Source organism: Aeromonas rivuli (assembly GCF_000820045.1).
Lineage (GTDB): Bacteria > Pseudomonadota > Gammaproteobacteria > Enterobacterales > Aeromonadaceae > Aeromonas > Aeromonas rivuli.
In genome coordinates, this window is sequence record NZ_CDBJ01000068.1 from 134,757 (window position 1) to 155,151 (window position 20,395).

The 20,395-nt window shown below is 60.3% G+C and carries 17 protein-coding genes and 2 pseudogenes; 11 read left to right on the forward strand and 8 right to left on the reverse strand.

Annotated features, from left to right (window positions below):
• The first annotated feature begins 108 nt into the window (after positions 1 to 108).
• The 4 genes and pseudogenes from BN1130_RS22375 to BN1130_RS16350 all read left to right on the forward strand — a co-directional run.
• Positions 109 to 1,332, forward strand: a complete 1,224-nt coding sequence (locus BN1130_RS22375; protein ID WP_157014059.1) for a DUF637 domain-containing protein — start codon at positions 109 to 111, stop codon at positions 1,330 to 1,332.
• Positions 1,333 to 1,635: 303 nt separating this feature from the next.
• Positions 1,636 to 2,922, forward strand: a complete 1,287-nt coding sequence (locus BN1130_RS21360; RefSeq protein WP_052448248.1) for a DNA/RNA non-specific endonuclease — start codon at positions 1,636 to 1,638, stop codon at positions 2,920 to 2,922.
• Between the two features lie 2 nt (positions 2,923 to 2,924).
• Positions 2,925 to 3,455: an SMI1/KNR4 family protein gene (locus BN1130_RS21795; RefSeq protein ID WP_084218238.1), complete on the forward strand. Its 531-nt coding sequence runs from the start codon at positions 2,925 to 2,927 to the stop codon at positions 3,453 to 3,455.
• Positions 3,456 to 3,633: 178 nt separating this feature from the next.
• Positions 3,634 to 3,828: pseudogene (locus BN1130_RS16350) on the forward strand (alpha-amylase family glycosyl hydrolase); the annotation flags it as partial.
• An 81-nt stretch (positions 3,829 to 3,909) separates the two neighbouring features.
• On the opposite strand, the gene BN1130_RS16355 reads toward BN1130_RS16350, so the two are convergent.
• From BN1130_RS16355 to cra, 4 genes are all read right to left on the reverse strand, one after another.
• Positions 3,910 to 4,599 (reverse strand): RES family NAD+ phosphorylase, encoded by a 690-nt coding sequence (locus tag BN1130_RS16355; RefSeq protein ID WP_042043244.1) that lies wholly within the window; start codon positions 4,597 to 4,599, stop codon positions 3,910 to 3,912.
• The gene (locus BN1130_RS16360) at positions 4,596 to 5,000 is read right to left on the reverse strand and encodes an MbcA/ParS/Xre antitoxin family protein (RefSeq protein ID WP_042043245.1); all 405 of its coding nucleotides are present in this window, start codon (positions 4,998 to 5,000) and stop codon (positions 4,596 to 4,598) included. The genes BN1130_RS16355 and BN1130_RS16360 overlap by 4 nt, the downstream gene beginning before the upstream one ends.
• 256 nt (positions 5,001 to 5,256) lie before the next feature.
• Positions 5,257 to 6,450: an aromatic amino acid transport family protein gene (locus BN1130_RS16365; RefSeq protein ID WP_042043246.1), complete on the reverse strand. Its 1,194-nt coding sequence runs from the start codon at positions 6,448 to 6,450 to the stop codon at positions 5,257 to 5,259.
• A gap of 413 nt (positions 6,451 to 6,863) precedes the next feature.
• The gene (gene cra / locus BN1130_RS16370; RefSeq protein ID WP_042043275.1) at positions 6,864 to 7,847 is read right to left on the reverse strand and encodes a catabolite repressor/activator; all 984 of its coding nucleotides are present in this window, start codon (positions 7,845 to 7,847) and stop codon (positions 6,864 to 6,866) included.
• 333 nt (positions 7,848 to 8,180) lie between these two features.
• Between cra and fruB the strand changes: the two genes are divergently transcribed.
• Genes fruB through fruA form a run of 3 tightly spaced genes read left to right on the forward strand, consistent with a single transcriptional unit; the run spans position 8,181 to position 12,018 of the window.
• Complete coding sequence (gene fruB, locus BN1130_RS16375) at positions 8,181 to 9,281, forward strand: fused PTS fructose transporter subunit IIA/HPr protein (RefSeq protein ID WP_042043247.1); 1,101 nt, start codon at positions 8,181 to 8,183, stop codon at positions 9,279 to 9,281.
• Positions 9,281 to 10,288 carry a 1-phosphofructokinase gene (gene pfkB, locus BN1130_RS16380; RefSeq protein WP_042043248.1) on the forward strand — a complete coding sequence of 336 codons (1,008 nt, stop codon included), beginning with the start codon at positions 9,281 to 9,283 and terminating at the stop codon, positions 10,286 to 10,288. Before fruB ends, pfkB begins: the two co-directional genes overlap by 1 nt.
• Positions 10,285 to 12,018 carry a PTS fructose transporter subunit IIBC gene (gene fruA / locus BN1130_RS16385; protein WP_042043251.1) on the forward strand — a complete coding sequence of 578 codons (1,734 nt, stop codon included), beginning with the start codon at positions 10,285 to 10,287 and terminating at the stop codon, positions 12,016 to 12,018. Before pfkB ends, fruA begins: the two co-directional genes overlap by 4 nt.
• A 133-nt stretch (positions 12,019 to 12,151) precedes the next feature.
• Here fruA and BN1130_RS16390 read toward each other — a convergent pair whose 3' ends face one another.
• Positions 12,152 to 12,397 (reverse strand): DUF1289 domain-containing protein, encoded by a 246-nt coding sequence (locus BN1130_RS16390; protein WP_042043252.1) that lies wholly within the window; start codon positions 12,395 to 12,397, stop codon positions 12,152 to 12,154.
• Between the two features lie 448 nt (positions 12,398 to 12,845).
• Here BN1130_RS16390 and mltA point away from each other — a divergent pair, with 448 nt between their 5' ends.
• Positions 12,846 to 13,997: a murein transglycosylase A gene (gene mltA / locus BN1130_RS16395; RefSeq protein ID WP_042043253.1), complete on the forward strand. Its 1,152-nt coding sequence runs from the start codon at positions 12,846 to 12,848 to the stop codon at positions 13,995 to 13,997.
• 147 nt (positions 13,998 to 14,144) lie between these two features.
• Entirely contained in the window at positions 14,145 to 14,912 is a 768-nt protein-coding gene (locus BN1130_RS16400; protein ID WP_084218239.1) for a hypothetical protein, read from the forward strand.
• An 80-nt stretch (positions 14,913 to 14,992) separates the two neighbouring features.
• Here BN1130_RS16400 and BN1130_RS16405 read toward each other — a convergent pair whose 3' ends face one another.
• The 3 genes and pseudogenes from BN1130_RS16405 to BN1130_RS16415 form a co-directional block, all read right to left on the reverse strand.
• The gene (locus tag BN1130_RS16405; protein ID WP_042043278.1) at positions 14,993 to 15,466 is read right to left on the reverse strand and encodes a DUF2919 domain-containing protein; all 474 of its coding nucleotides are present in this window, start codon (positions 15,464 to 15,466) and stop codon (positions 14,993 to 14,995) included.
• Positions 15,467 to 15,634: 168 nt separating this feature from the next.
• Positions 15,635 to 16,582, reverse strand: a complete 948-nt coding sequence (corA, locus tag BN1130_RS16410) for a magnesium/cobalt transporter CorA (protein ID WP_042043254.1) — start codon at positions 16,580 to 16,582, stop codon at positions 15,635 to 15,637.
• 200 nt (positions 16,583 to 16,782) lie between these two features.
• Positions 16,783 to 18,370: pseudogene (locus BN1130_RS16415) on the reverse strand (electron transfer flavoprotein-ubiquinone oxidoreductase).
• Positions 18,371 to 18,507: 137 nt separating this feature from the next.
• On the opposite strand from BN1130_RS16415, the gene BN1130_RS16420 reads away from it, so the two are divergent.
• Positions 18,508 to 19,272, forward strand: a complete 765-nt coding sequence (locus BN1130_RS16420; RefSeq protein WP_042043258.1) for an electron transfer flavoprotein subunit beta/FixA family protein — start codon at positions 18,508 to 18,510, stop codon at positions 19,270 to 19,272.
• Complete coding sequence (locus BN1130_RS16425) at positions 19,269 to 20,189, forward strand: electron transfer flavoprotein subunit alpha/FixB family protein (protein ID WP_042043259.1); 921 nt, start codon at positions 19,269 to 19,271, stop codon at positions 20,187 to 20,189. Before BN1130_RS16420 ends, BN1130_RS16425 begins: the two co-directional genes overlap by 4 nt.
• The last annotated feature ends 206 nt before the right edge of the window (positions 20,190 to 20,395 follow it).

The following is a 20,395-nucleotide window of genomic DNA, read 5'->3' on the forward strand; positions in this document are numbered from 1 at the left end:
CGGCCAGTAAAGGCGCAACGTTGGCAATATTGGCTTAGAACGCCACTTTTCAATCAGCGTCAACCACAAGGCATTAATACTGCTCTTTAAAAATTAGAACCTACCTTTTTGCTGGCCAATATTCAGGGGGAAGTCGGGCAATCCACGGCGAATGTCATCGGCGACAATAGCGAGGTGCTTGGCCAGGCGGGCAAGATGGTTGCCCACGGGGTCACCAGCGGCGCCATTGCAGAGATCACCGGTGGCAAGTTTGCGGCGGTGGCGGCGGGGGGCGCCATATCGGAATGGAGTAGCGGCTGGGTCAGCCAGACCTTTACCAACCCGGAGGCGCAGATTGGGTTGAGTCAGATCCTGGGCGGCTTGGCCGCAGTGGCAGTGACTGGCGATCAACACGAGTTCAATACCGGCGCAGGCAGGGCGGAGACGGTTCATCGCTACAACTATTTGAGCCACCAACAGAAAGATATTCGTGAACAGGATTTCGCCTCGTGTCAGGGGGAATTGCTGTGTGTCGCCCAGCATGGTGCCAAGTGGGATGCCATCAGTGCGTTACAAGAGACCAGCTACGGTGCGGGCTTATTGGTAGGCGTACCAGCAGGCATGGTGGATAGTGTACAAGGGTTGGTGCAACTGGGGCTGAACCCTGCGCAAACGTTGGATGCCATAAAAAGTCTGATCACCAGTGGCGATCTGCTTGGTAACGTGACCGATGCGGTAAAGCAGAATTACCTGGCCCGAGTTGAGGCTGCGGAGGCCCAATACCAGAAGGCCGGAGCCAGTGGCTCGTTCAATGCCAGTGTGGAGTATGGCAAACTACTGGCCGAGGGGGCTTCGCTGGTCGCTGGGGGTGTTGGTGCAATCAAAGGCGCAGCGCTGCTGACCGAGAAAATCACAGCTAAGTTGGTGAGGGAGGGAGTTGGTCAGACTGTAACTGCAGGATCAAAAGGCGTAGGGCAAATAGTTGCGCAGTATGGACCAATCAATCAAGGTTCTTTGCCTAAAGGCATTGCAGATACATTTCGTAGTGGTACGTATTCTGAGATTGTCACACAACAACCGACCACGCTGTACAGGGTCTATGGTGGCACAGCTCAGGAGTTAGGAGGGTATTGGACAACAACGCCCCCATCCGGACCTGTTCAATCAATCATTGACAGCGCTCTGAACCCTAAATGGGGAAATACAGCTACGAATGTTGTAAAAATTGAAGTACCGAAAGGAATAAAATACTTTGAGGGCATTGCTGCTCCTCAAGGGGGATTGGTCGGTGGTGGTAACCAAGTACTTTTCCCAAAAGATTTTAAAATAGACCCTTCTTGGATAAAAGAATGAAAAACTGTAATTGGGAAGTCATAGATGGATTTTCATCTCCTTGGGAGTATGAGCGGTTCACAATCTGGATAAACAGTCAGGTTACAGCTGGACTGGCAATTCAAGTGTCAGTTCAGGAATATTATGCAGGATCTGCTTTTGATGAAAAATGGTTTAAATGTCTCAGCTCATCTGATATTTGGAGATTAGTTTCGCCTCAGGCTCCATTTCATGGTTATTGGGGGCCAGTATAGTCCCTATTAGTGAAGAATTATCGAGCGCATAGGCTTTGGTGATGGCCTGCTGGCCAATATTCAGGGACAAGTGGGTAAATCGGTCTCTGGCGTTATCGGTGATAAAGCCGATGCGTTGGGTGAGGCTGGCAAAACCATCGCCCACGGCGTCACTAGCGGCGCCATTGTCGAGATCACCGGTGGCAAGTTTGCGGCAGGGGCGGCAGGGGGCGCCATATCGGAATGGAGTAGCGGCTGGGTCAGCCAGACCTTTACCAACCCAAATGCGCAGGCTGGATTAAGCCAGATCTTGGGAGGCTTGGCCGCAGTGGCAGTGACTGGCGATCAAAACGACTTCAATACCGGCGCAGACCGGGCTGAGACGGTGCATCGCTACAACTATTTGAGCCACCAACAGAAAGAGATTCGTGAACAGGATTTCGCCTCGTGTCAGGGGGAATTGCTGTGTGTCGCCCAGCATGGTGCCAAGTGGGATGCCATCAGTGCGTTACAAGAGACCAGCTACGGTGCGGGATTATTGGCAGGTGTGCCAGCAGGCATGCTGGATAGCGTACAAGGCTTGGTGCAGTTGGGGCTGAACCCTGCTCAAACGTTGGAGGCGCTAAAGAGCCTGATAACCAGCAGCGATCTGCTTGGTAACGTGACCGATGCGATAAAGCAGAATTACCTGGCCCGAGTTGAGGCGGCGGAGGCCCAATACCAGCAGGCAGGAGCCAGTGGCTCGTTCAATGCCGGTGTGGAGTATGGCAAACTACTGGCCGAGGGGGCTTCGCTGGTCGCTGGGGGTGTTGGCGTAGTCAAAGGCGGTGCGCTGCTGACCGAGAAGATCACGGCCAAGTTAGTGAAGGAGGGTGTTGGTAAGGCTGTAACTGCAGGGCCAAAAGCAATTCCAGAAAGCAGTTACCCGTCGCTTGCCAAGCCAAGTCCAAATGCCCCAAGCAATGTAATTCTTGGTGAGCTTGACTCACTTGGTCGACCTACTGGGGTTACAGCAGTCCTTAGGGAGGATTCATTGGGAGGCGGTTCAAGCGCTAACCCAGCGATTCGACCTCCAGGTTTTGAGGGGCAGCCTGCTAACCATGCGCGAGGACATTTGCTTGCAAATTCACTAGGAGGGGCTGGTGATGATGCAAGAAATTTGGTAACACTTTTCCAGCGTAACGCAAATCATCCAAATATGAGTTCATTTGAGCGTCAAGTCAGGGGGGCAGTGCAGAGTGGTGAAACAGTAAGCTATAGGGCGGTGCCTATTTATACAGGTACAAACCCAATGCCAACCGGAGTAACGTTGTCTGCTCGTTGGTCAGGCGGTTTTACTCTTGATGTATCAATTCCGAACGTAAGTGGAGTTAAGTGAGAATGATAAATAAGCTGGTTAGTCTTCTTTCGCCACCCTCTCAGCGAATCTTTGATAATGCGGATTGGACGAACTTTGAATCTGAGGGAAGTCTGCGATTACCGAACGATTTTAGACAGTTCATATCAATTTACGGATGTGGAGCAGTAGACGATTTTCTATGGGTGTTAAACCCGCTTTCAAAAAATCAAAATTTGAATTTTGAAAAAAGCAAATATTTTATAGATGCTTACGCCGTAATGAGGCAGGAGTTTTTATCGGACTATCCAAGACCAGATTACCCAGCGGAAGGTTCTTTTCTTCCTTGGGCGGTAACGGATAATGGTGAAACTATTGTGTGGTTGGTTGATGGAGAACCAGACTCATGGAAAGTTGCTATTCATAGCTCGGATCAGGGGGAAGAGGAGGTCTACAACTTCGGCTGTGTTGAGTTTCTTTTAAAGCTGCTTAGCAGAGATATTTCGTCAAAAATTCTACCTAGTCAATTTCCTCCTGTTGATCTAGATAAGCACTTTTTTACAGCTGCTGACTAGGCTGCGTTCTCAAAATGCTGGTTTTCTGTCCACCAATAGTTCCCGTAAGTAACGAAGGCAGAAAGCCAGCTTGATAAAGGCGGCAAAACTTCCCGCCGAAAGATTCTGGGACACCCACCATTATGACTGGGGGGTAGCGGACTGCTTGACTTGAGGCATCACTGCCGAGGCGCTCGCCATGACCATCGCCCGTTCACGTCAAATCAGTCTGCAGGATACGCCTTACTACCACGTGGTCAGCCGCTGCGTGCGGCGGGCCTTTCTGTGTGGGGAAGATGCCCACTCGGGCCAGAGTTACGAGCATCGCCGTCAGTGGGTGGTCGACCGGCTGGGTCAGCTGTCGCGGCTCTTTGCCATCGGTATCTGCACCTATTTGTTGGGGCGGGAGAAGTTCGTTAGCAGGGTGACACAAACACCTTTTGATAGAGCCAGCCCGACTTGTGAGGGCGTTTAGTCACTCCCCATAGAGCTTGATCTCCAGCACGTTGGCGATGGCGTTGCCGTTCCAGTGGTACTCCAGATGCTGGGCCTGGTGGATCCTGGTGACCAGGCAGGGGCGATAGAGCACATGGCAGTGGTGGCCGCTGTGACGCACCGAGCGATAGTGAATGCCGTCCATGGCCTTGCCCTTTTGCATCTTGGCAAAGGCCTGGGAGTGGCTGTAGTCGGTGGCGTGATAGAGGGGGGTGGAGAGAAAATCCTCCCCGCTGATGTCGGCAAGATTGGCGCAAAATTCGGTATGGAGCACCCGCATCTGTACCTTCTGGGCGGGCTCCTTGGTGTAACCGAAGATCCGCTCCTGGTGATAAACGGTCTCCTTGACGGCGGTGTCGAGCAGGGGGGCGCAGTAGTAGCCCCCGAAATCACCGGTGGTGAAGCGGGCCCCTTCCGGATTGAGATGGGTAAAGGCGGCCATCACATAGCTGCCCCCATGCAGGCCGACCAGCCAATCCTCCTTCGCAACCCGAGTCAGGTCGCCCGCCTCTTCCCGCAGGCGATCGTTGGTGAGCGCCTCAATGGCCCAGACGGCCTCTAGCTCGTCGGCGTTGGCCACATCTTCATAAATGCAGATGGTGGGATAGCGACTCGGAATGATCCGGTATGCCTGCTGCCCCTTGAACGCAATCAATGGCGCTTCCATCAGCCCATGCCCCCACGCCAGGCGTGCAAGCGGGTGGCGACTTCATACAAGTCTGCCACGCGACCCCCTTTCATTATGTCCATGGCGCTGCGCCCGGCAAAGAAGGGGTGGCTGCTGGGCTTGCGCACCCAGCCGTAAATACTGTCATCGACGCTGAACAGCACCCGCAGGCTCTTGTGGATGTTGAGGATGTAGCTCATCCGCTCCTGCATATCCACACTCAGGCGGATACCGCCGCTCGACTCTTTGTATTTGTTCAATGTTGAACGGGATGAGATGCCCAGCAGTTTCAGCTGCTCATCGGTCGTGCACTGCCATTTATCCAGGATGCGAAAGACCACGGGCAGCGCCTTGCTAGGGTCAATGGCACTATCGTTCAGGGTTTGTTGGGCGGCTTGAGTCATATCTCCTCCTTGCTGCACCCCCTTTCAAAGGGTCTGGTGCGCACTGTTCTCAGTGTAGGAGGGTTGTGCGGTAATGTACACATATGTACATATATACCAGATTAAAACACTTATGTTGTCAGTGTGGCTTGGTGGCAGACCCGTCGCGGGGCGAGCAGGGGTTGTCTGTCGGCTATCTCCGTTGATGAAATTCGTTGATGAAAAAGCCCCGCCAACGGGGTTGGCGGGGCTTTCGGCAGTTCATCACGGGGAGGACTTAGAGGGCGGGTAACAGCCCAAAACTGACGCTCAGCTGCACCCCGACGATCAATATCCCCATGGCACCGGCAACACCGAGGGCCAGCACGCCGCCCGGCGCGCGGTAGTGGTGCGGCTCAGCTTGCTTGCGGCTCTGCCACACCAGGGCTACCGGCAGCAGTACCGCCAGTATGGCCAGGGCGATGGCGGCGTAACCCAGGGCCATGATGAAGCCTTGCGGGAAGTAGAGGGCAAACAACAGGGGCGGCACGAAGGTGATGAGCCCGGTCTGCAGACGGCCGCTGGCGTTATCGTCGCGTTTGCTCACCTTGGCCATGAAGTCAAACAGCCCCAGGGTCACCCCGAGGAAAGAGGTGGCCAGGGCCAGGTCCGCAAACAGGTGCATGGCCTGGTTGAACAGGGGCCAGTTGACCAGCTTGCCGACGCTGGCCAGCAGGCTGTCCAGGGCGCCGCCACTGTCGAGCAGGCTCTGCTGGCCGAGCAGCCCCAGGATGGCAACTTGCCACAAGACATAGAGGATCAGCGGCAAGGCAGAGCCCCACACGAACACCCGGCGCAGCCGCTTGGGGCAATCCCCCAGGTAGAGCATGACGCTCGGGATGGAGCCGTGGAAGCCAAATGAGGTGAAGATGACCGGCAAGCCCGCCAGCAGCAGCCCCTGACCCAGCGGCATGGAGAGCAGGTGTTGCCCTTCGGCGCGGGGCAGCAGCAGGGCCAGCACGGCCACCATGATCACCAGTTTCACGGTGAACATCAGTCGATTGAGGTAATCCACCTGCTTGGTGCCGACGCAGACCATGCCGCCAAACAGCAGGGTGAAGGCCCAGGCGGCCTGACCCTGACTGAGGGAGAGTCCGGCATCGGCCAGTGCCTGCACCAGCAGACTGCTGCCACCGCTGATATAGGCGGAGGCCAGGGAGTAGAACAGCATCAGGATGCAGAAGGAGGCGATGCGCTTGCCCCAGGGGCCGAGCAGCTGATCCGCCAGCTGATGAAGGTACCACTTGCCGGTGCTGAGGCTGGCTTCGACTTGCAGCATGGCGGTGAAGGCCATCAGCGCCCAGAGCCCCAGCATCAGTGCCAGGGTGGCGGGGCCGCCCAGGGAAGAAGAGGCCAGGGGCAGCGCCAGCATGCCGGCGCCTATGGTGGTACCGGCGATGAGCAGGGTACATCCGAGAGTCTTGGTATTCATGAGTCCAATCCGATATTGAGGATAACAAGGCCGCGCGGGCGGCTAGGGCATAACGGGGCAGTGCGCCTTCGGGTCCGATCCGAAGGCTAGCAATATCGCAGCAGACGCATCTGTACTCAAAACCTGTCGTTTGTAAAAAGAGATTGCCAAGCTAACGGATCAAAATGGGGGAAACAAGCCCGCCATAGCTGGATAAGTGATTTTCTTGCGCTGGATCTGGCAATAAATGCTGACAGTGATGAGTCGGGTGGTGAATTAGTCGGCGGCAATGGGGCCGTTGTCAGCACGGGGAGGGTATGAGGTGCACTGATCAGTTGGCACCGCCATGGGGCCCTGCCGCCCGGGACAGAGCGTGGCCCTGATCACGAGAGAGCAAACCCGGCTGGCGCTGGGGTTTGCTCAAGAGGGAGGGATCAGCGCCGCCGTTTCAGGCTGCGGGCGATATGGTGCAGACCGCAGCGGTACTCCCCTGTGATGGCCTGGAAGGCGAGATCCAGGGCCAGGCCCGCCAGCTCATCATGGCGCTGGGGCAGCGAATTGATGCCGAAGGGGAGAAAATCGAGCAGGCGATCATCACCGAAAGTAGCCATGGCCAGTTGGCTCATGTCCGCCTCTTGCTCTATCAGGTAATCGAGCACCCCTTCCATCAAGATGTAGGAGGTGGTCACCAGGGCCGGGGGCAGGGCGCCCAGCTTATGATGCAGGGCGCTGATCAGCCGATAGCCTTCGGCGCGGGAGAAATGCTGCCCCTCGCACAGATGACGCTCGGCGTTGCACCCCTCCAGGGCTTGCAAGAAGCCGAGCCGCCGCTCCTGGCTGATCGTCAACCCTGGCAGTGCAGTGATCAAGGCGATATGGGCGAGCCCCGGGTGCAGCAGGGAGGCGGTCAGCTCCTCGCATGCCTTGCGGTTCTCGCTGGCGACGCTGATGAAGCGCCCCGGCGCCATGGTCCGGTCGATGGCGATGATCTGGGTGCCGCTCGCCTGCTTGGTCTGATACCAGGGATCGTCCGGTGACAGGCAGCTCGCCACCAGCAAGGCATCCACATGACGGCTGATCAGCATGTCGCACAACGCCTTTTCGGTGTCGGGCTCATCTTCCGAACAGACGATAAGCAACTGGTAACCCCGGGCGCGGGCGCCCTGCTCGAGCCGCTTGGCCAGCTTGGCATAACTGGCGTTCTCCAGATCCGGCAGGATGAAACCCAGGGTGCGGGTCTGGCCGCCGCGCAAGGAGGCGGCGCGGCTGTCGGGTCGATAGTTATGGGCCTCGACCACGGCCATCACCTTGTCACGGGTCGCCTGACTGATACGGTGTTGATCGGCCTTGCCGTTGATCACATAGCTGGCCGTGGTGCGCGAGACACCGGCGAGGGCGGCCACTTCATCCAGTTTCATCTTGTTGGCCCTGTCTTGTTTGGCTCTCTCTGGCAACAATATCCCGCCCTCCTTACCCTGTTCCGACCCGAAAAGTGTGCGCCGGATCATATCATTGAACAAGGTGAAGTGCGGGGACTTGATCAAATAGCTGAAACGATTCAGTCTGAGTGTAAGTGAAACGATTCAGCTTGTCAGTAAGCAAAGGCAAACAGAGGACAAACCCCCCAGTGGGATGCGATCCGGTCTATTGTGAGCAGGGCAAGCGGGGTCAACCGACCCTTATCACAGAGCCTTATCATTGAGCGCAATCCAGGTGGCCGCCTCGGCCGCCTCAGCGGATGGAGAGAGAGTATGTTGAAGTTGGCGCAAGAGCAGATCCTGTTGAATCAGACCGCCGCTAGCAAGGAGGAGGCCATCGCGCTGCTGGCCGAGCGATTGACCCAGGCCGGTCTGGTCGAGGCGGGCTATGTGGCCGGCATGCTGGCCCGTGAAGCCCAGCACGCCACATACCTTGGCAGCGGTATCGCCATTCCCCACGGCACCACAGAGACGCGACATTTGGTGAAGCAGACCGGGGTCATGGTGGCCCAGTTCCCGGCAGGCATTGAATGGGATCAGGGCCAGGTCGCCTATGTGGCCATTGGCATCGCCGCCAAGTCCGATGAGCACCTCGGCATCTTGCGCCAGCTTACCCATGTACTGGGGGACGAGCAGGCCGCCCTGGCCCTCAAAGATGCCAAGGATGCCGCCACCATCATCGACATACTGACGGGGGCGAGCGCACCGGCCGAGGTGCAATTCCTGACCCTCGCTGATTTCCCTGCCGATGATGCCGACCAGCTGCTGCTGGGCGCCGCCGCCCGCGCCAAGTCCGCCGGTTGGGGTGGCGCCGAGATGGTGACGGCTCTGATGGCGAGCCAGCCAAGGGCCCTGGGGCAAGGGATCTGGCTGGCGAGTGCAAGGGCGCAGCTGTCTGGCTGGGTGCTGGCCACGCCGAGTCATGCCATCCGCCATCAGGATGCACAAGTGAAAGCCCTGCTGCTGCTGTGCGGCAAGGATGAGTCTCACCTGACCCAGCTCGACAACCTGGCGGCCCTGGCCGCGGCCGGTCAACTCGACGCCCTGGCGGGAAGCGAAGGGCTGGCGCTGCTGCAAAACGGACCAGCCAAGGGATTGGCAGACACCTTCACCATCATCAACCCCCATGGCCTCCATGCTCGTCCCGGCGCCATGCTGGTCAAGGTCGCCAAGGAGTATGGTGCCGATATCCGGGTCGCCAACCTGGATGGCAGCGGTGAGGCCGTGTCCGCCAAGAGCCTGATGAAAGTGATCGGTCTGGGGGTGAAGTGCGGCCACCGACTCGAATTTCGCGCCGAAGGGGCTGACGCCGAAGCGGCCCTGCGTGGCATCGGCGAGGCGATCAAGGCCGGGCTGGGAGAGGGGGCGCACTGATGAACATCGTCACCATCACCCTCAATCCGGCGCTGGATCTCACCGCCTCCCTCGACCAGCTGCAGGCTGGCGAAGTGAATCTGGTGCGTGACGCCTCCCTGCGTGCGGCAGGCAAGGGCATCAACGTCGCCATGGTGCTCAAGGATCTGGGCCGCGAGGTGGCCCTCACCGGCTGGCTCGGCGCCGATAATCAGCAAGCCTTCGTCGACCTGTTTGCCCAGAAGGGGCTGGAAGATCATTTCGTGCGGGTCCCGGGCAGCACCCGCATCAACGTCAAGGTCTCCGAGCGCTCGGGTCGGGTCACGGATCTCAACTTGCCGGGGCTCGATATCGCCCCCGAGGCCATCGCGACCCTCGATCTCTTGCTGGATGAGCTGGCCGAAAAGGCTGACTGGTTTGTACTGGCGGGCAGTTTGCCCAAGGGCGTCGAGACAGCGCACGTCGCCCACCTCATCACCGCCCTCAAGCTGCGCGGCAAGCGGGTCATCTTTGACTGCAGCGGCGCGGCCCTGAGCGCCGGGATCAGCGCAGGCCCCACCCTGATCAAACCCAATCTGGAGGAGCTCAGTCAGTGGGCGGGCCGGCCCATCCGCACCCTCACTGAGCAGGCCGAGTGCGCCCGCGCCTTGCAGGCGCAAGGGGTGGGCCAGGTGGTGATCTCCAATGGCGCCGAAGGGGTGATCTGGTTTGGCGAAGCTGAAACCTGGCAGGCCAAGCCGCCACGGATGCCGGTGGTCAGCACAGTCGGTGCCGGGGACTCCCTCGTAGCAGGCCTTGCCCATGGTCTGAGCCTGGGCTGGCCCATGGCGCAGACCCTGGGTCTAGCCACCGCCGTCTCGGCCCTGGCGGTGAGCCAGGTTGCGGTCGGTTTTGCGGATCAACAGCAACTGACCCCACTTCTTGAACAAATAACCATCACGCGACTGGATGACGACACCGCCATGGATAATCGGCAGGCAGCTTCCCAGGACGCGACACACCACACACCCACAGGAGATGCCCAATGAAAGCTATCTTGGTAACGGCCTGCCCGGCGGGCATCGCCACCAGCTTCCTCGTCGCCAAACGACTCACCCAACAGGCAGAACAGGCCGGTTGGACGCTGATCGGTGACATCCACTCCACCATAGCGGCGCACAGCGCGCCGACGGCGACCCAGATTGCCGAGGCCGATCTGGTCATCGTCGCGGCCAGCGCACCGGTGGACTTGTCCGCCTATGAGGGCAAGCGACTCTATCGGGCCGAGATGGATGCCGCATTGCAAGATCCCGCCGCCGTGCTGGAGGCTGCCCGCGAGCGTGCCGAGCCCTATCACCATGTGGCGAGTGCAGTGGCTGCGGTTGCGCCTGCGTCAGCCAGCGCGGGCAAACGCATCGTTGCCGTCACCGCCTGCCCGACCGGGGTGGCCCATACCTTTATGTCCGCCGAGGCCCTGGAGAATACCGCCAAACAACTCGGTTATGAGATCCGGGTCGAGACCCAAGGCTCGGTCGGTGCGCAAAATGCCCTGACTGCCGATGAGATAGCCGCCGCCGATCTGGTGTTCCTCGCCACCGACATCGAGGTGGACATGGCCCGCTTCGATGGCAAGCCGCTCTACCACACCAGCACAGGGGCTGCCCTCAAGAAGACCAAAGCTGAGCTGGACAAGGCGTGGACGCAGGCCAAGCCGTATCGCCACAGCGGCGGTGCAGTGGTCAAGAAAGAGGATAAGGCCGGTCCCTACAAGCATCTGCTGACCGGGGTCTCCTTCATGTTGCCCATGGTGGTGGCAGGGGGGCTTATTATCGCCATCTCCTTCATCTTCGGGATTGAAGCGTTCAAGGAGGAGGGCACCCTGGCGGCGGCGCTGATGAAGATAGGCGGCGCCTCGGCCTTTGCCCTGATGATCCCGGTGCTGGCGGGCTATATCGCTTACTCCATCGCCGATCGCCCCGGTCTGGCACCTGGCATGATAGGCGGTATGCTGGCCAGCTCCCTGGGCGCCGGCTTCCTCGGCGGTATCGTCGCCGGTTTCCTGGCCGGTTACTGCGCCAAGTTCCTGAGTGACAAGGTGCGTCTGCCCGTGACTCTGGAGGCGCTCAAACCCATCCTCATCATTCCCCTGGTGGCGAGCCTGTTTACCGGTCTGGTGATGATCTATGTGGTTGGTGGCCCGGTGGCCGACATCATGAATGCCATGACCACCTTCCTCAATAACATGGGCTCGGCCAATGCCGTGCTGCTGGGGGTCATCATAGGTGCCATGATGTGCTTCGACATGGGCGGCCCGGTCAACAAGGCGGCCTACGCCTTCGGGGTCGGCTTGCTGGCCTCCAAGACCTATGCCCCCATGGCGGCGGTGATGGCGGCGGGCATGGTGCCTGCGCTGGGGATGGGGATTGCCACCTTCCTGGCCAGCAAGAAGTTCATCAAGACCGAACAGGAAGCGGGCAAGGCCTCCTTCGTACTGGGGTTGTGCTTCATCTCCGAGGGGGCCATTCCCTTTGCGGCCAAGGATCCGATGCGGGTCATCCCGGCCTGCATGGTGGGCGGTGCCCTGACCGGTGCCCTCTCCATGCTGTTTGCCTGTGAGCTGGTGGCGCCCCACGGTGGCCTGTTCGTGCTCTTCATCCCCAATGCCATCAGCCATGTGTGGCTCTACATTGTGGCCATCACTGCGGGTTCCCTGCTGACCGGGGTGAGTTACGCCATGCTCAAGCGTACCGAGGCACCGGCCAGCTTGGCCACGGCATGATCCCCAGAGCTCGGCCGCACCCGCGGTAACGATGCGTGATAAACAAGGCGGCCCTGGGGCCGCCTTGTCTATTTGAGGGGAGAGAAGCCCTCATGGAGAGCGACGGATGTCGCCACTGCGCAGCAGCCTCGGGTCAGAAGTCCCAGCCTTGTTGCTGCGGCGCTTGCTCTGGCTCCTGAGCTTTGCGCAGGGCAGCCAGGACCCGGGCCTTGCGTGCCCGGCACAGCCGCATCACATCCTGCTGTTGATCCGGACTCATGGTCAGCCAGTTGAAACGCTCTTCCCTGCTGCGAAAGCATCCCTTGCAATAGCCCTTGTTGTTTGCCTGACAGACCCCGATACAGGGGCTCTGCAGGGGGAAGATCTCGAGCTGTTCCATCCATGACCTCGCACACCTTGTCCCTCTGTTATAACCCAAATGATGGGCCTTTGGAAAAATCCCTGTGCGCCGGCAGAGGCGGTGTTTGCTCATTTGCTGAGGGCCAATCGAGGGGGAGATCAAGGGGGCGGCTGTCGTCACCACCATATGGCCAGGCACTTGCGTACACCCGATCACTCCATCTTGCTGTCACCGGGTCATCAGGTCATCCGATTGCCGGTCGCCCTCATCGCACCCTGGCAGTTGGATCAATCAGCGGTATTGTTTAATTTAAGGGGCCAACAGGGCCTTTGTTTTTGTATGATAGCGCCGCCTGCTGATGCGCTGCGGACATGGCAGCGCGGCGGCTGTGGGCGAGAGGCGGAGCCAAGCTGGTATCCGTCGCGGCCTTTGGTTGCATTCATCACCATTTTCATGGTGTTAGCGTTTTTCGGTTAGATGAGGATATATGAAAAAACACGCGTACTGGCTGACTGCCGCTGTGGTTGGGTTGGCCGGTTGTGCGGGCAACCCTGAACCTGCCAAGGTGCCCCAGAAGAAGTCCGAAGCCAGATGCTTTCTGAACTGCGAGGTGCCAGAAAATCTGGGCAAGCAGTATCTGGATGGTACCCTGCCAGATGATCTGGTGCGGGTGGAGCGCGTCAACAGCCAGCAGGGGTCGGATTTCAGCAAGTTCGGCCCCCAGAGCCGGTTGGTGCTGGAGCGCTCCGGCAAGATGACCCGCCGTTACGGCGAGCTCTATCGCCAGCTCTCCCGCTGGGTCGCGCAGGGTGGCAACCCGGCCCTGATCACCCAGTACGGCATCAGCCTGGCCCAGCTTGGCGGCGCCGATCGACAGGGGAATGTGCTGTTCACCGGCTACTATTCTCCGGTACTGGAAGTGCGCCACCGGCCGGACAGTGAGTTCAAATACCCCATCTACGCCATGCCCAACTGCGCCGGACGCTGCCCGAGCCGGGCCCAGATCCATCAGGGGGCGCTGGCCAACCGTGGGCTGGAGCTGGGCTACAGCAAATCCCTCATCGACAACTTCCTGATGGATGTGCAGGGGTCTGGCTTCGTGCACTACGGGGACGATGATCGCCTGCAATATCTGGGCTACAGCGGCAAGAATGGTCACGGCTACGTCAGCATCGGTCGGGTGTTGATCGATCGGGGCGAAGTGCCCAAGGCGCAGATGTCCCTCAAGGCCATCAAAGATTGGGCCAATGCCCAGCCGGAGGCCGGGGTCATGGAGCTGGTGGAGCAGAACCCCTCCTATGTCTTCTTCGAACGGCGCCCCACCAATGATGTGGTCGGGGCGGCAGGCATTCCGCTGTTGCCCATGGCGGCGGTGGCGGCCGACAAGACCCTGCTGCCGATGGGCACGCCCATACTGGCGGAAGTGCCGCTGCTGGATCTTGAGGGCAACTGGACCGGCAAGCATCAGCTGCGCCTGCTGATTGCGCTGGACGTGGGGGGGGCGGTCAAGAAGGGGCACCTGGATCTCTACCATGGCATGGGGGAGAAGGCCGGGGTGGCCGCCGGTCACTACAAACATTTTGGCCGGGTCTGGAAGCTGGGCCTCAGACAGGGGCCCACTGCCGCTCCCTGGCTCTGATCGCGCGGGCATCCTGGCTTGTCGCCAGATGCTGAGTTGAGTCATGCTGAAACCGCCGCATCTCGGCGGTTTTTTTCATCCCATCATTGGCAACAGCGCCCCTCAGGGGTGAGCCTATGATCAAGCCCATCACGGCAGGAGAGCCCTATGCAGAGACGTTGCCACGTGCGAGTGAGCCTCTGGTTGACCATGTCACTGGCGGTGCTGGTAGTCGCCCCGGTACGGGGGGAGGTGAAGGTGATCACCGTCTTTGAACCGGAGGGGTTGATACACACCTTGCGTGAACTCAATCCGAGTCTCGGGGTGAGTGCCATGGGTAACCAGCTGGTGCTCAGCGGCACCCCAGAGCAGCTCGCGGAGGCGGAGCAGCTGGTGGCGCGCCTCAACCAGCCACCGCAGATGCTGCTCATCGAGTGGCGGGTCTCCCAGCAGCGCGATAGTCAGGGGGCGGCCCTGGGGGCCAGACAGGGTCGCAGTGGTGATTGGCAGGGGGGAGGCGCCTTGGAGCAAGGCAGTGAACAGGGCCAGCAAGCCTGGCAGGTTCGCGGCCTGTCGGGGCGACCCGTGCTGTTGCAGATGGGCAGTTATCAGCCGGTCAGCCTCTATCGCTGGCGCGGGGGCAAGGTCACGGCGCTGCTGCCCATCGTCAATGGCCTCTATGCCAGCGCGACCCTGGTCGGTGACAACGTGCTGATCCGGCTCTCCAGCGAGCAGACCAGTTTGCGCCAGGGATTACCGGAGCGGGGACAGAGCGATACGGAGCTGAATGTCGCCCCTGGGCAGTGGGTGGAGGTGGGAGGGTTGGCCAACAGCCAGCAGCGTCAGGGGACGGAGATAGGGACGACCTCGGGGGCCGGGATCCGCCAGGAGCACCAGCAGCAGACCCTCGCCATCCGGGTGACGCCGGTCAACTAGTCTCACCCGCCCGGGCAACCCTATGCTGATCTGTCCTGTCGGGGCTGATCAGGGCGCTGTCCTGACTCGATGGCGCGCTCTCAGTCATTGGCTATATGGGGCTTGTCCGCCGCGTACTCGCGCAGTTGACGACTCTTGAGCAGATACCAGAGGCACCAGAGGCTGGCGATCAGCACCAGGGCGTTGGCCCAGCTAAATTGCCAACCCAGGCTCACCAGGGCATGACATTGGATGATGAGCCCGGTCAGGGCCGAACTGAGCAGCAGGCTGGGACTCAAGCGCCGCAGGCGAGCGCGCCACCCCTGGGGGTTGGCAAAGGTGCCACCACAGGCCAGCAGGGCCAGCAGCGCGGGCAGGTCGGTGAGCAGGCTCACATAGAGACTCCAGCGCTCCGGGTAGAGCAGGGCCAGGATGTCGCTTCCCCCCTGACGGCTGGCGCCGGCCATCACGAACAACCAGACGGAGCGGGTCAGCAGCAGGCTGATGGGCCAGAACCAGAGCGGCGGGCGCAACTGACCGTGATCATCGTAACGGTGTTCGGGATAGAGAGTCATGGAGGAGGAGAAGGCCGCAATGGATAAATGATGCAACAGATATGGGGGCTGAGACCCGCCTTGCAAGAGGAGAAAGTGAAAAAGCCCGGGGGATAGCGGCCAGGGGCGTCCATCAACACCAAGGGGGCCCTGGGCCCCCTCGTACCATAGCGCCCTGTTCGGCGCGCGCTACAGCCAGCCTTTGCGTTTGAAGAAGAGCCCGGTGCCGAGGGACGACATCACCATCAGCACCAGGGACATCTGATAGCCATATTCCCACTGCAGTTCCGGCATGCGGCCGAAGTTCATGCCGTAAATACTGGCGATCAGGGTCGGCGGCAGGAAGATGACCGCGGCAACCGAGAAGATCTTGATCACCTTGTTCTGCTCCAGATTGGTCACCCCCATGGCGGCCTCGAGCTGGAAGTTGATCTTGTCGAACAGGAACTGGGTGTGGGGCAGCAGAGACTCTACGTCGTGCAACATCTCGTCGATCCACTTGTTCTGCTCATTGGTCATCTTCTGGCGCAGACTGCGCTTCAAGAAGCGCAGGGCACGCCGGGTATCGTGCAGGGAGAGGCGGATCTGGCCGTTGGCCTCTTCCTGGGCCATCAGCTCCTTGAGCATGGCGTTGATCTGATCGGGCTCGAAGATCTGATCGGCGGTATTTTCCAGGGTCTTGTAGCCATCTTCGATGAGATCGGAGAGGTATTCGACCTTGAGGTTTTGCACCTCAAGCAGGACATCCAGGGCATCTTCCACCTCCAGTCTGTCCTGGCGCATATAGTGGCGCATCAGCCGTACCAAGCCGATATCGTCCTCGCGGATGCTGATCAGCAGGTTGTTGCGCAGGGTAAAGGAGACATGGACACCCTTGGTGTCACGGCCGATCCGCTGGGGAAACAGGGAGTGGATATGCAAACCATCCGTATCCCAGTAGAAACGAGCAGAAGCCTCGATGTCATCGAGCTCCTCTTTGTCGGGGACCTCTTCCAGAAAGAGTCCCGTCAACCATTCTCGCTCCGCCGCGTCAGGCTTGTAGGCATCGAGCCAGACGGTGTTGTCGGGCAGGATATCGTCAGGGCCGAGCGTGACGATGTCGAGCACCTTGTTATTGAGGATGTAGGCGGTGATCATCTGTCCCCCTTAAAGTCTTGGGTTATCAGGGATGGTTGAACAGGTTCATGCGGCTTCGATCCCAAGAAGGGGATCGTATGAAGCATAGCGGGGCCGATGGGCAACCTGACTGCGGCGAACTATACAGGCGCTCGCCGCCATTGTCAGGGCTTATTCAGCTGATATTCATCCCGTTTGTCCAGAAAACGCCCCTGGTCGGATCACATATTGGGGTAGTTGGGGCCAGAGCCCCCCTGAGGGGGAGTCCAGATGATGTTTTGGCTAGGATCCTTGATATCACAGGTCTTGCAGTGGATGCAGTTGGCGCTGTTTATCTGCAGATGGGGTTGTTCATCCACCGTCACCAGCTCGAACACTCCGGCCGGGCAGTATCGCAGCGCGGGCTCGGCCCAGGTGGGCAGATTGACCTCGACCGGGATGCGCGCATCCTGCAATCGCAGGTGACAAGGCTGATCTTCATCGTGGCTGGTGTTGGCCAGATAGACGGATGAGAGCTTGTCAAAGCTGAGCACCCCGTCCGGTTTTGGGTATGAGATGGGTTGGCAGCGATTGGCCGCCTTGAGGGCGCGGTAATCGTCACCCTTGTCCAGCCATTGCAACGGGGATTGCCCCTTGAATAACCGCTGCTCCAGCCAATTGAAGGCGCCACCTAGCCAGGGACCCGCGCCGTGCAAGGCGGCGCCGAAGTTGCGGGCCCCCTTCAGATCCGCGCCAAGCCAGCTGGCCGCCAGGGCCGCGCNNGGCGGCCAGCAGACCACTCTTCATGGCGGTGTGAATCCCCTTGATGCGGGAAAAATCCAGGGTGCCGGCGTCGCAGCCGAGCAGCAGACCACCGGGAAAGTGCATGCGCGGCAGGGAGTGCCAGCCACCCTTGGTGATGGCGCGGGCACCATAGCTGATGCGCTCTCCTCCCTGGAGGGTCTGTTTGAGCAGAGGGTGATGTTTCAGACGCTGAAACTCGTCGAAGGGACTGAGCCAGGGATTCTGGTAGTTGAGATCGACAATCAGCCCGACCGAGACCTGATTGTCCGCCAGATGATAGAGGTAGAAGCCGCCATGGCTGCGGCTCTCGCTCCCTTGACCACCGAGTGGCCAGCCGCTGCCATGCAGCACCTGTCCGGGCCGGGATTGAGCCGGGGGCACCTGCCACAGCTCCTTGAAGCCGATGGCATAGTGTTGCGGCTGGGTATGATTTTCCAGCCCGAATGCGTTGATCAGCTGCTTGCCAAGGTGGCCACGGGCCCCCTCGGCAAACAGGGTATAGCGCCCCAGCAGTGCCATGCCCGGCACATGATCCCCCTTGGGCCGACCTGCCTTGTCCAGACCCAGATCGCCGGTCAGCACCCCCTTGACCACCCCCTCTTCGATGATGAGTTCGCTGGCGGCAAACCCCGGATAGATCTCGACCCCAAGAGACTCGGCCTCCCTGGCGAGCCAACGGCAGAGAGTGCCCAGACTGATGATGTGACAACCCTGATTGCTCATGCTGGGGGGGAGGGCCCAATGGGGCAAGCGACTGGCACGGCTGTCACTTTGCAGCAGCCAGAGCTGATCGTCGCTGACCTGGGTGCCGAGCGGTGCCTCCTGCCAGCGCGCTGGCAGCAGCTCTTGCAGGGCGCGGGGATCGAGCAGGGCGCCAGAGAGCAGATGAGCCCCAATCTCGGCCCCTTTCTCCAGCAGACAGACGCTGCAATCGGGCGCCCGCTGCTTGAGGGCGATGGCGGCACTGAGCCCCGCAGGACCGCCCCCAACGATGACCACATCGTATTCCATTGCTTCTCGTTCCATCTTGCCTCCGTGCTCGACTTGGCCTAGGGTAGTGTTAGTTTACGTAAACGTAAACCTAGCTGTAAACTCTCGTTATGGAATTATTCATGGATGGTAGCGGCGCGAGCCTACCGAGCAACAGGATGAGGAGTGGCCGAATGAAGCTGCTGGTCGCAGTCAAACGGGTCGTTGACTACAACGTCAAGATCCGGGTCAAGGGTGATGGCTCCGACGTGGAGTTGGCCAACGTCAAGATGGGCATCAACCCGTTTTGCGAGATAGCGGTCGAGCAGGGGGTCAGGTTGCGCGAAGCGGGCCTTGCCAGCGAATTGGTGGTGGTGACCCTGGGACCTGCTGCGGCAAGTGAACAGTTGCGCCATGCCCTGGCACTGGGGGCGGATCGCGCCCTGCATTTCGTCACCCCCGATGGTGGCGATGAACGGCTGGATCCCCTGACCGTGGCCCGGGCCCTGCAAGTCATCTGCGAGCGTGAGCAGCCGGATCTGGTGCTGCTCGGCAAGCAGTCCATCGACTCTGACAACAACCAGGTCGGCCAGATGCTGGCGGCGCTGTGCGACTGGCCCCTGGCCACGTTTGCTTCGGCCATCGAATGCAAGGGAGACGAGATCTGGGTGACCCGGGAGGTGGATGGCGGCTTGGAGACATGGGGGATGGCGCTGCCGGCGGTGGTGACCGTGGACTTGCGCCTCAACGAACCGCGCTTTGCCTCCTTGCCCAACATCATGAAGGCGAAACGCAAGCCCCTTGAGACGGAACCCTTTGCCACCCTGGGCATCCATCCGCTCGATCATAACCGGCAGTTGGGGGTCATGGCGCCCCCGGTGCGCAGCGGCGGGGTACGGGTTGGCTCTGTGGATGAGCTTATCGACAAACTCAAACATGAGGCGAAGGTACTGCCATGAGCATATTGATCATTGCGCAGCAAGCAGAGAGCCCCCTGGCTGCCAGCACGATCCAGCTGGTGGGGGGCGCGCAGGCCCTGCCGGGCGACATCCATCTGTTGCTGCTTGGGGATAAACTCACCCAGGCGGCCACGGAGGCTGCCCGCCTGCAAGGGGTGACCCGGGTATTGCTGGCCGAGCTTGGCTGTGACTGGTGCGATGGCCTGGACAGCCCCCTCGCGACCCTGGCCCGGGATTACCACCATGTGTTGATGGCATCGGGCACGGCGGCCAAGGATCTGTTGCCCCGCATGGCGGCGCGGCTCGGTGTCGAGATGCTCTCCGAAGTCATCGCCATCGAGGGAGATGACAGCTTCTTGCGGCCCATCTATGCGGGCAACGCCATCGCCAGGGTGCAGAGCCATGCACCCATCAAGCTGATGACCCTGCGCGCCAGCAGTTTCCCCATGGCGGCGCCGGGAGAGGCGAGTGCGCCGGTTGAGACCCTGCCGCCCCTTGCCATTGCCACGCGCACCCGCTTGATCTCCCGCCAGGCCGTGGTGTCTGGCCGTCCCGAACTCGGCAGCGCCCGGGTGGTGGTCTCCGGGGGCAGGGCGCTCGGCTCGAAAGAGCAGTTTGCCCTGATAGAGGCCCTGGCGGACAAGCTGGGCGGGGCGGTGGGGGCCTCGCGCGCCGCCGTGGATGCGGGTTTTGTCGGCAATGATCTGCAGGTGGGCCAGACCGGCAAGGTGGTGGCCCCCGAGCTCTACATCGCCGTCGGCATCTCGGGTGCCATCCAGCATCTGGCGGGCATGAAGGAGTCAAAGGTGATTGTGGCCATCAACAAGGATGGCGAGGCGCCCATCTTCCAGATCGCCGACTACGGCCTGGTGGGGGACTTGTTCACCCTGTTGCCCGAGCTGACCGCCAAGCTGTGAGCCTGGGGCGACGCGCCGGCTTCATCCCTTGAACAGCGCGTTCTCCCAACCACAGACCCCGCCTCGGCGGGGTCTGTGTCATGGCCCCTTCAGGCTGGCTGCTCGCTCTGTGCCCCGACCCTGAGGCGGCAGCCGCTTGATATCTGGTATTGAGATCGGCAAGGGCAGGGGGGCAAAACCTTGAGCCAGCTCCCAAAAATCCTTTG

Bases quoted from the DNA above. Each gene is read 5' to 3' on its own strand.
- BN1130_RS21795 (WP_084218238.1), top strand. From the start codon at position 2,925: ATGATAAATAAGCTGGTTAGTCTTCTTTCGCCACCCTCTCAGCGAATC.
- BN1130_RS16360 (WP_042043245.1), bottom strand. From the start codon at position 5,000: ATGACTCAAGCCGCCCAACAAACCCTGAACGATAGTGCCATTGACCCT.
- BN1130_RS16365 (WP_042043246.1), bottom strand. From the start codon at position 6,450: ATGAATACCAAGACTCTCGGATGTACCCTGCTCATCGCCGGTACCACC.
- cra (WP_042043275.1), bottom strand. From the start codon at position 7,847: ATGAAACTGGATGAAGTGGCCGCCCTCGCCGGTGTCTCGCGCACCACG.
- fruB (WP_042043247.1), top strand. From the start codon at position 8,181: ATGTTGAAGTTGGCGCAAGAGCAGATCCTGTTGAATCAGACCGCCGCT.
- pfkB (WP_042043248.1), top strand. From the start codon at position 9,281: ATGAACATCGTCACCATCACCCTCAATCCGGCGCTGGATCTCACCGCC.
- fruA (WP_042043251.1), top strand. From the start codon at position 10,285: ATGAAAGCTATCTTGGTAACGGCCTGCCCGGCGGGCATCGCCACCAGC.
- BN1130_RS16390 (WP_042043252.1), bottom strand. From the start codon at position 12,397: ATGGAACAGCTCGAGATCTTCCCCCTGCAGAGCCCCTGTATCGGGGTC.
- mltA (WP_042043253.1), top strand. From the start codon at position 12,846: ATGAAAAAACACGCGTACTGGCTGACTGCCGCTGTGGTTGGGTTGGCC.
- BN1130_RS16400 (WP_084218239.1), top strand. From the start codon at position 14,145: ATGCAGAGACGTTGCCACGTGCGAGTGAGCCTCTGGTTGACCATGTCA.
- BN1130_RS16405 (WP_042043278.1), bottom strand. From the start codon at position 15,466: ATGACTCTCTATCCCGAACACCGTTACGATGATCACGGTCAGTTGCGC.
- corA (WP_042043254.1), bottom strand. From the start codon at position 16,582: ATGATCACCGCCTACATCCTCAATAACAAGGTGCTCGACATCGTCACG.
- BN1130_RS16420 (WP_042043258.1), top strand. From the start codon at position 18,508: ATGAAGCTGCTGGTCGCAGTCAAACGGGTCGTTGACTACAACGTCAAG.
- BN1130_RS16425 (WP_042043259.1), top strand. From the start codon at position 19,269: ATGAGCATATTGATCATTGCGCAGCAAGCAGAGAGCCCCCTGGCTGCC.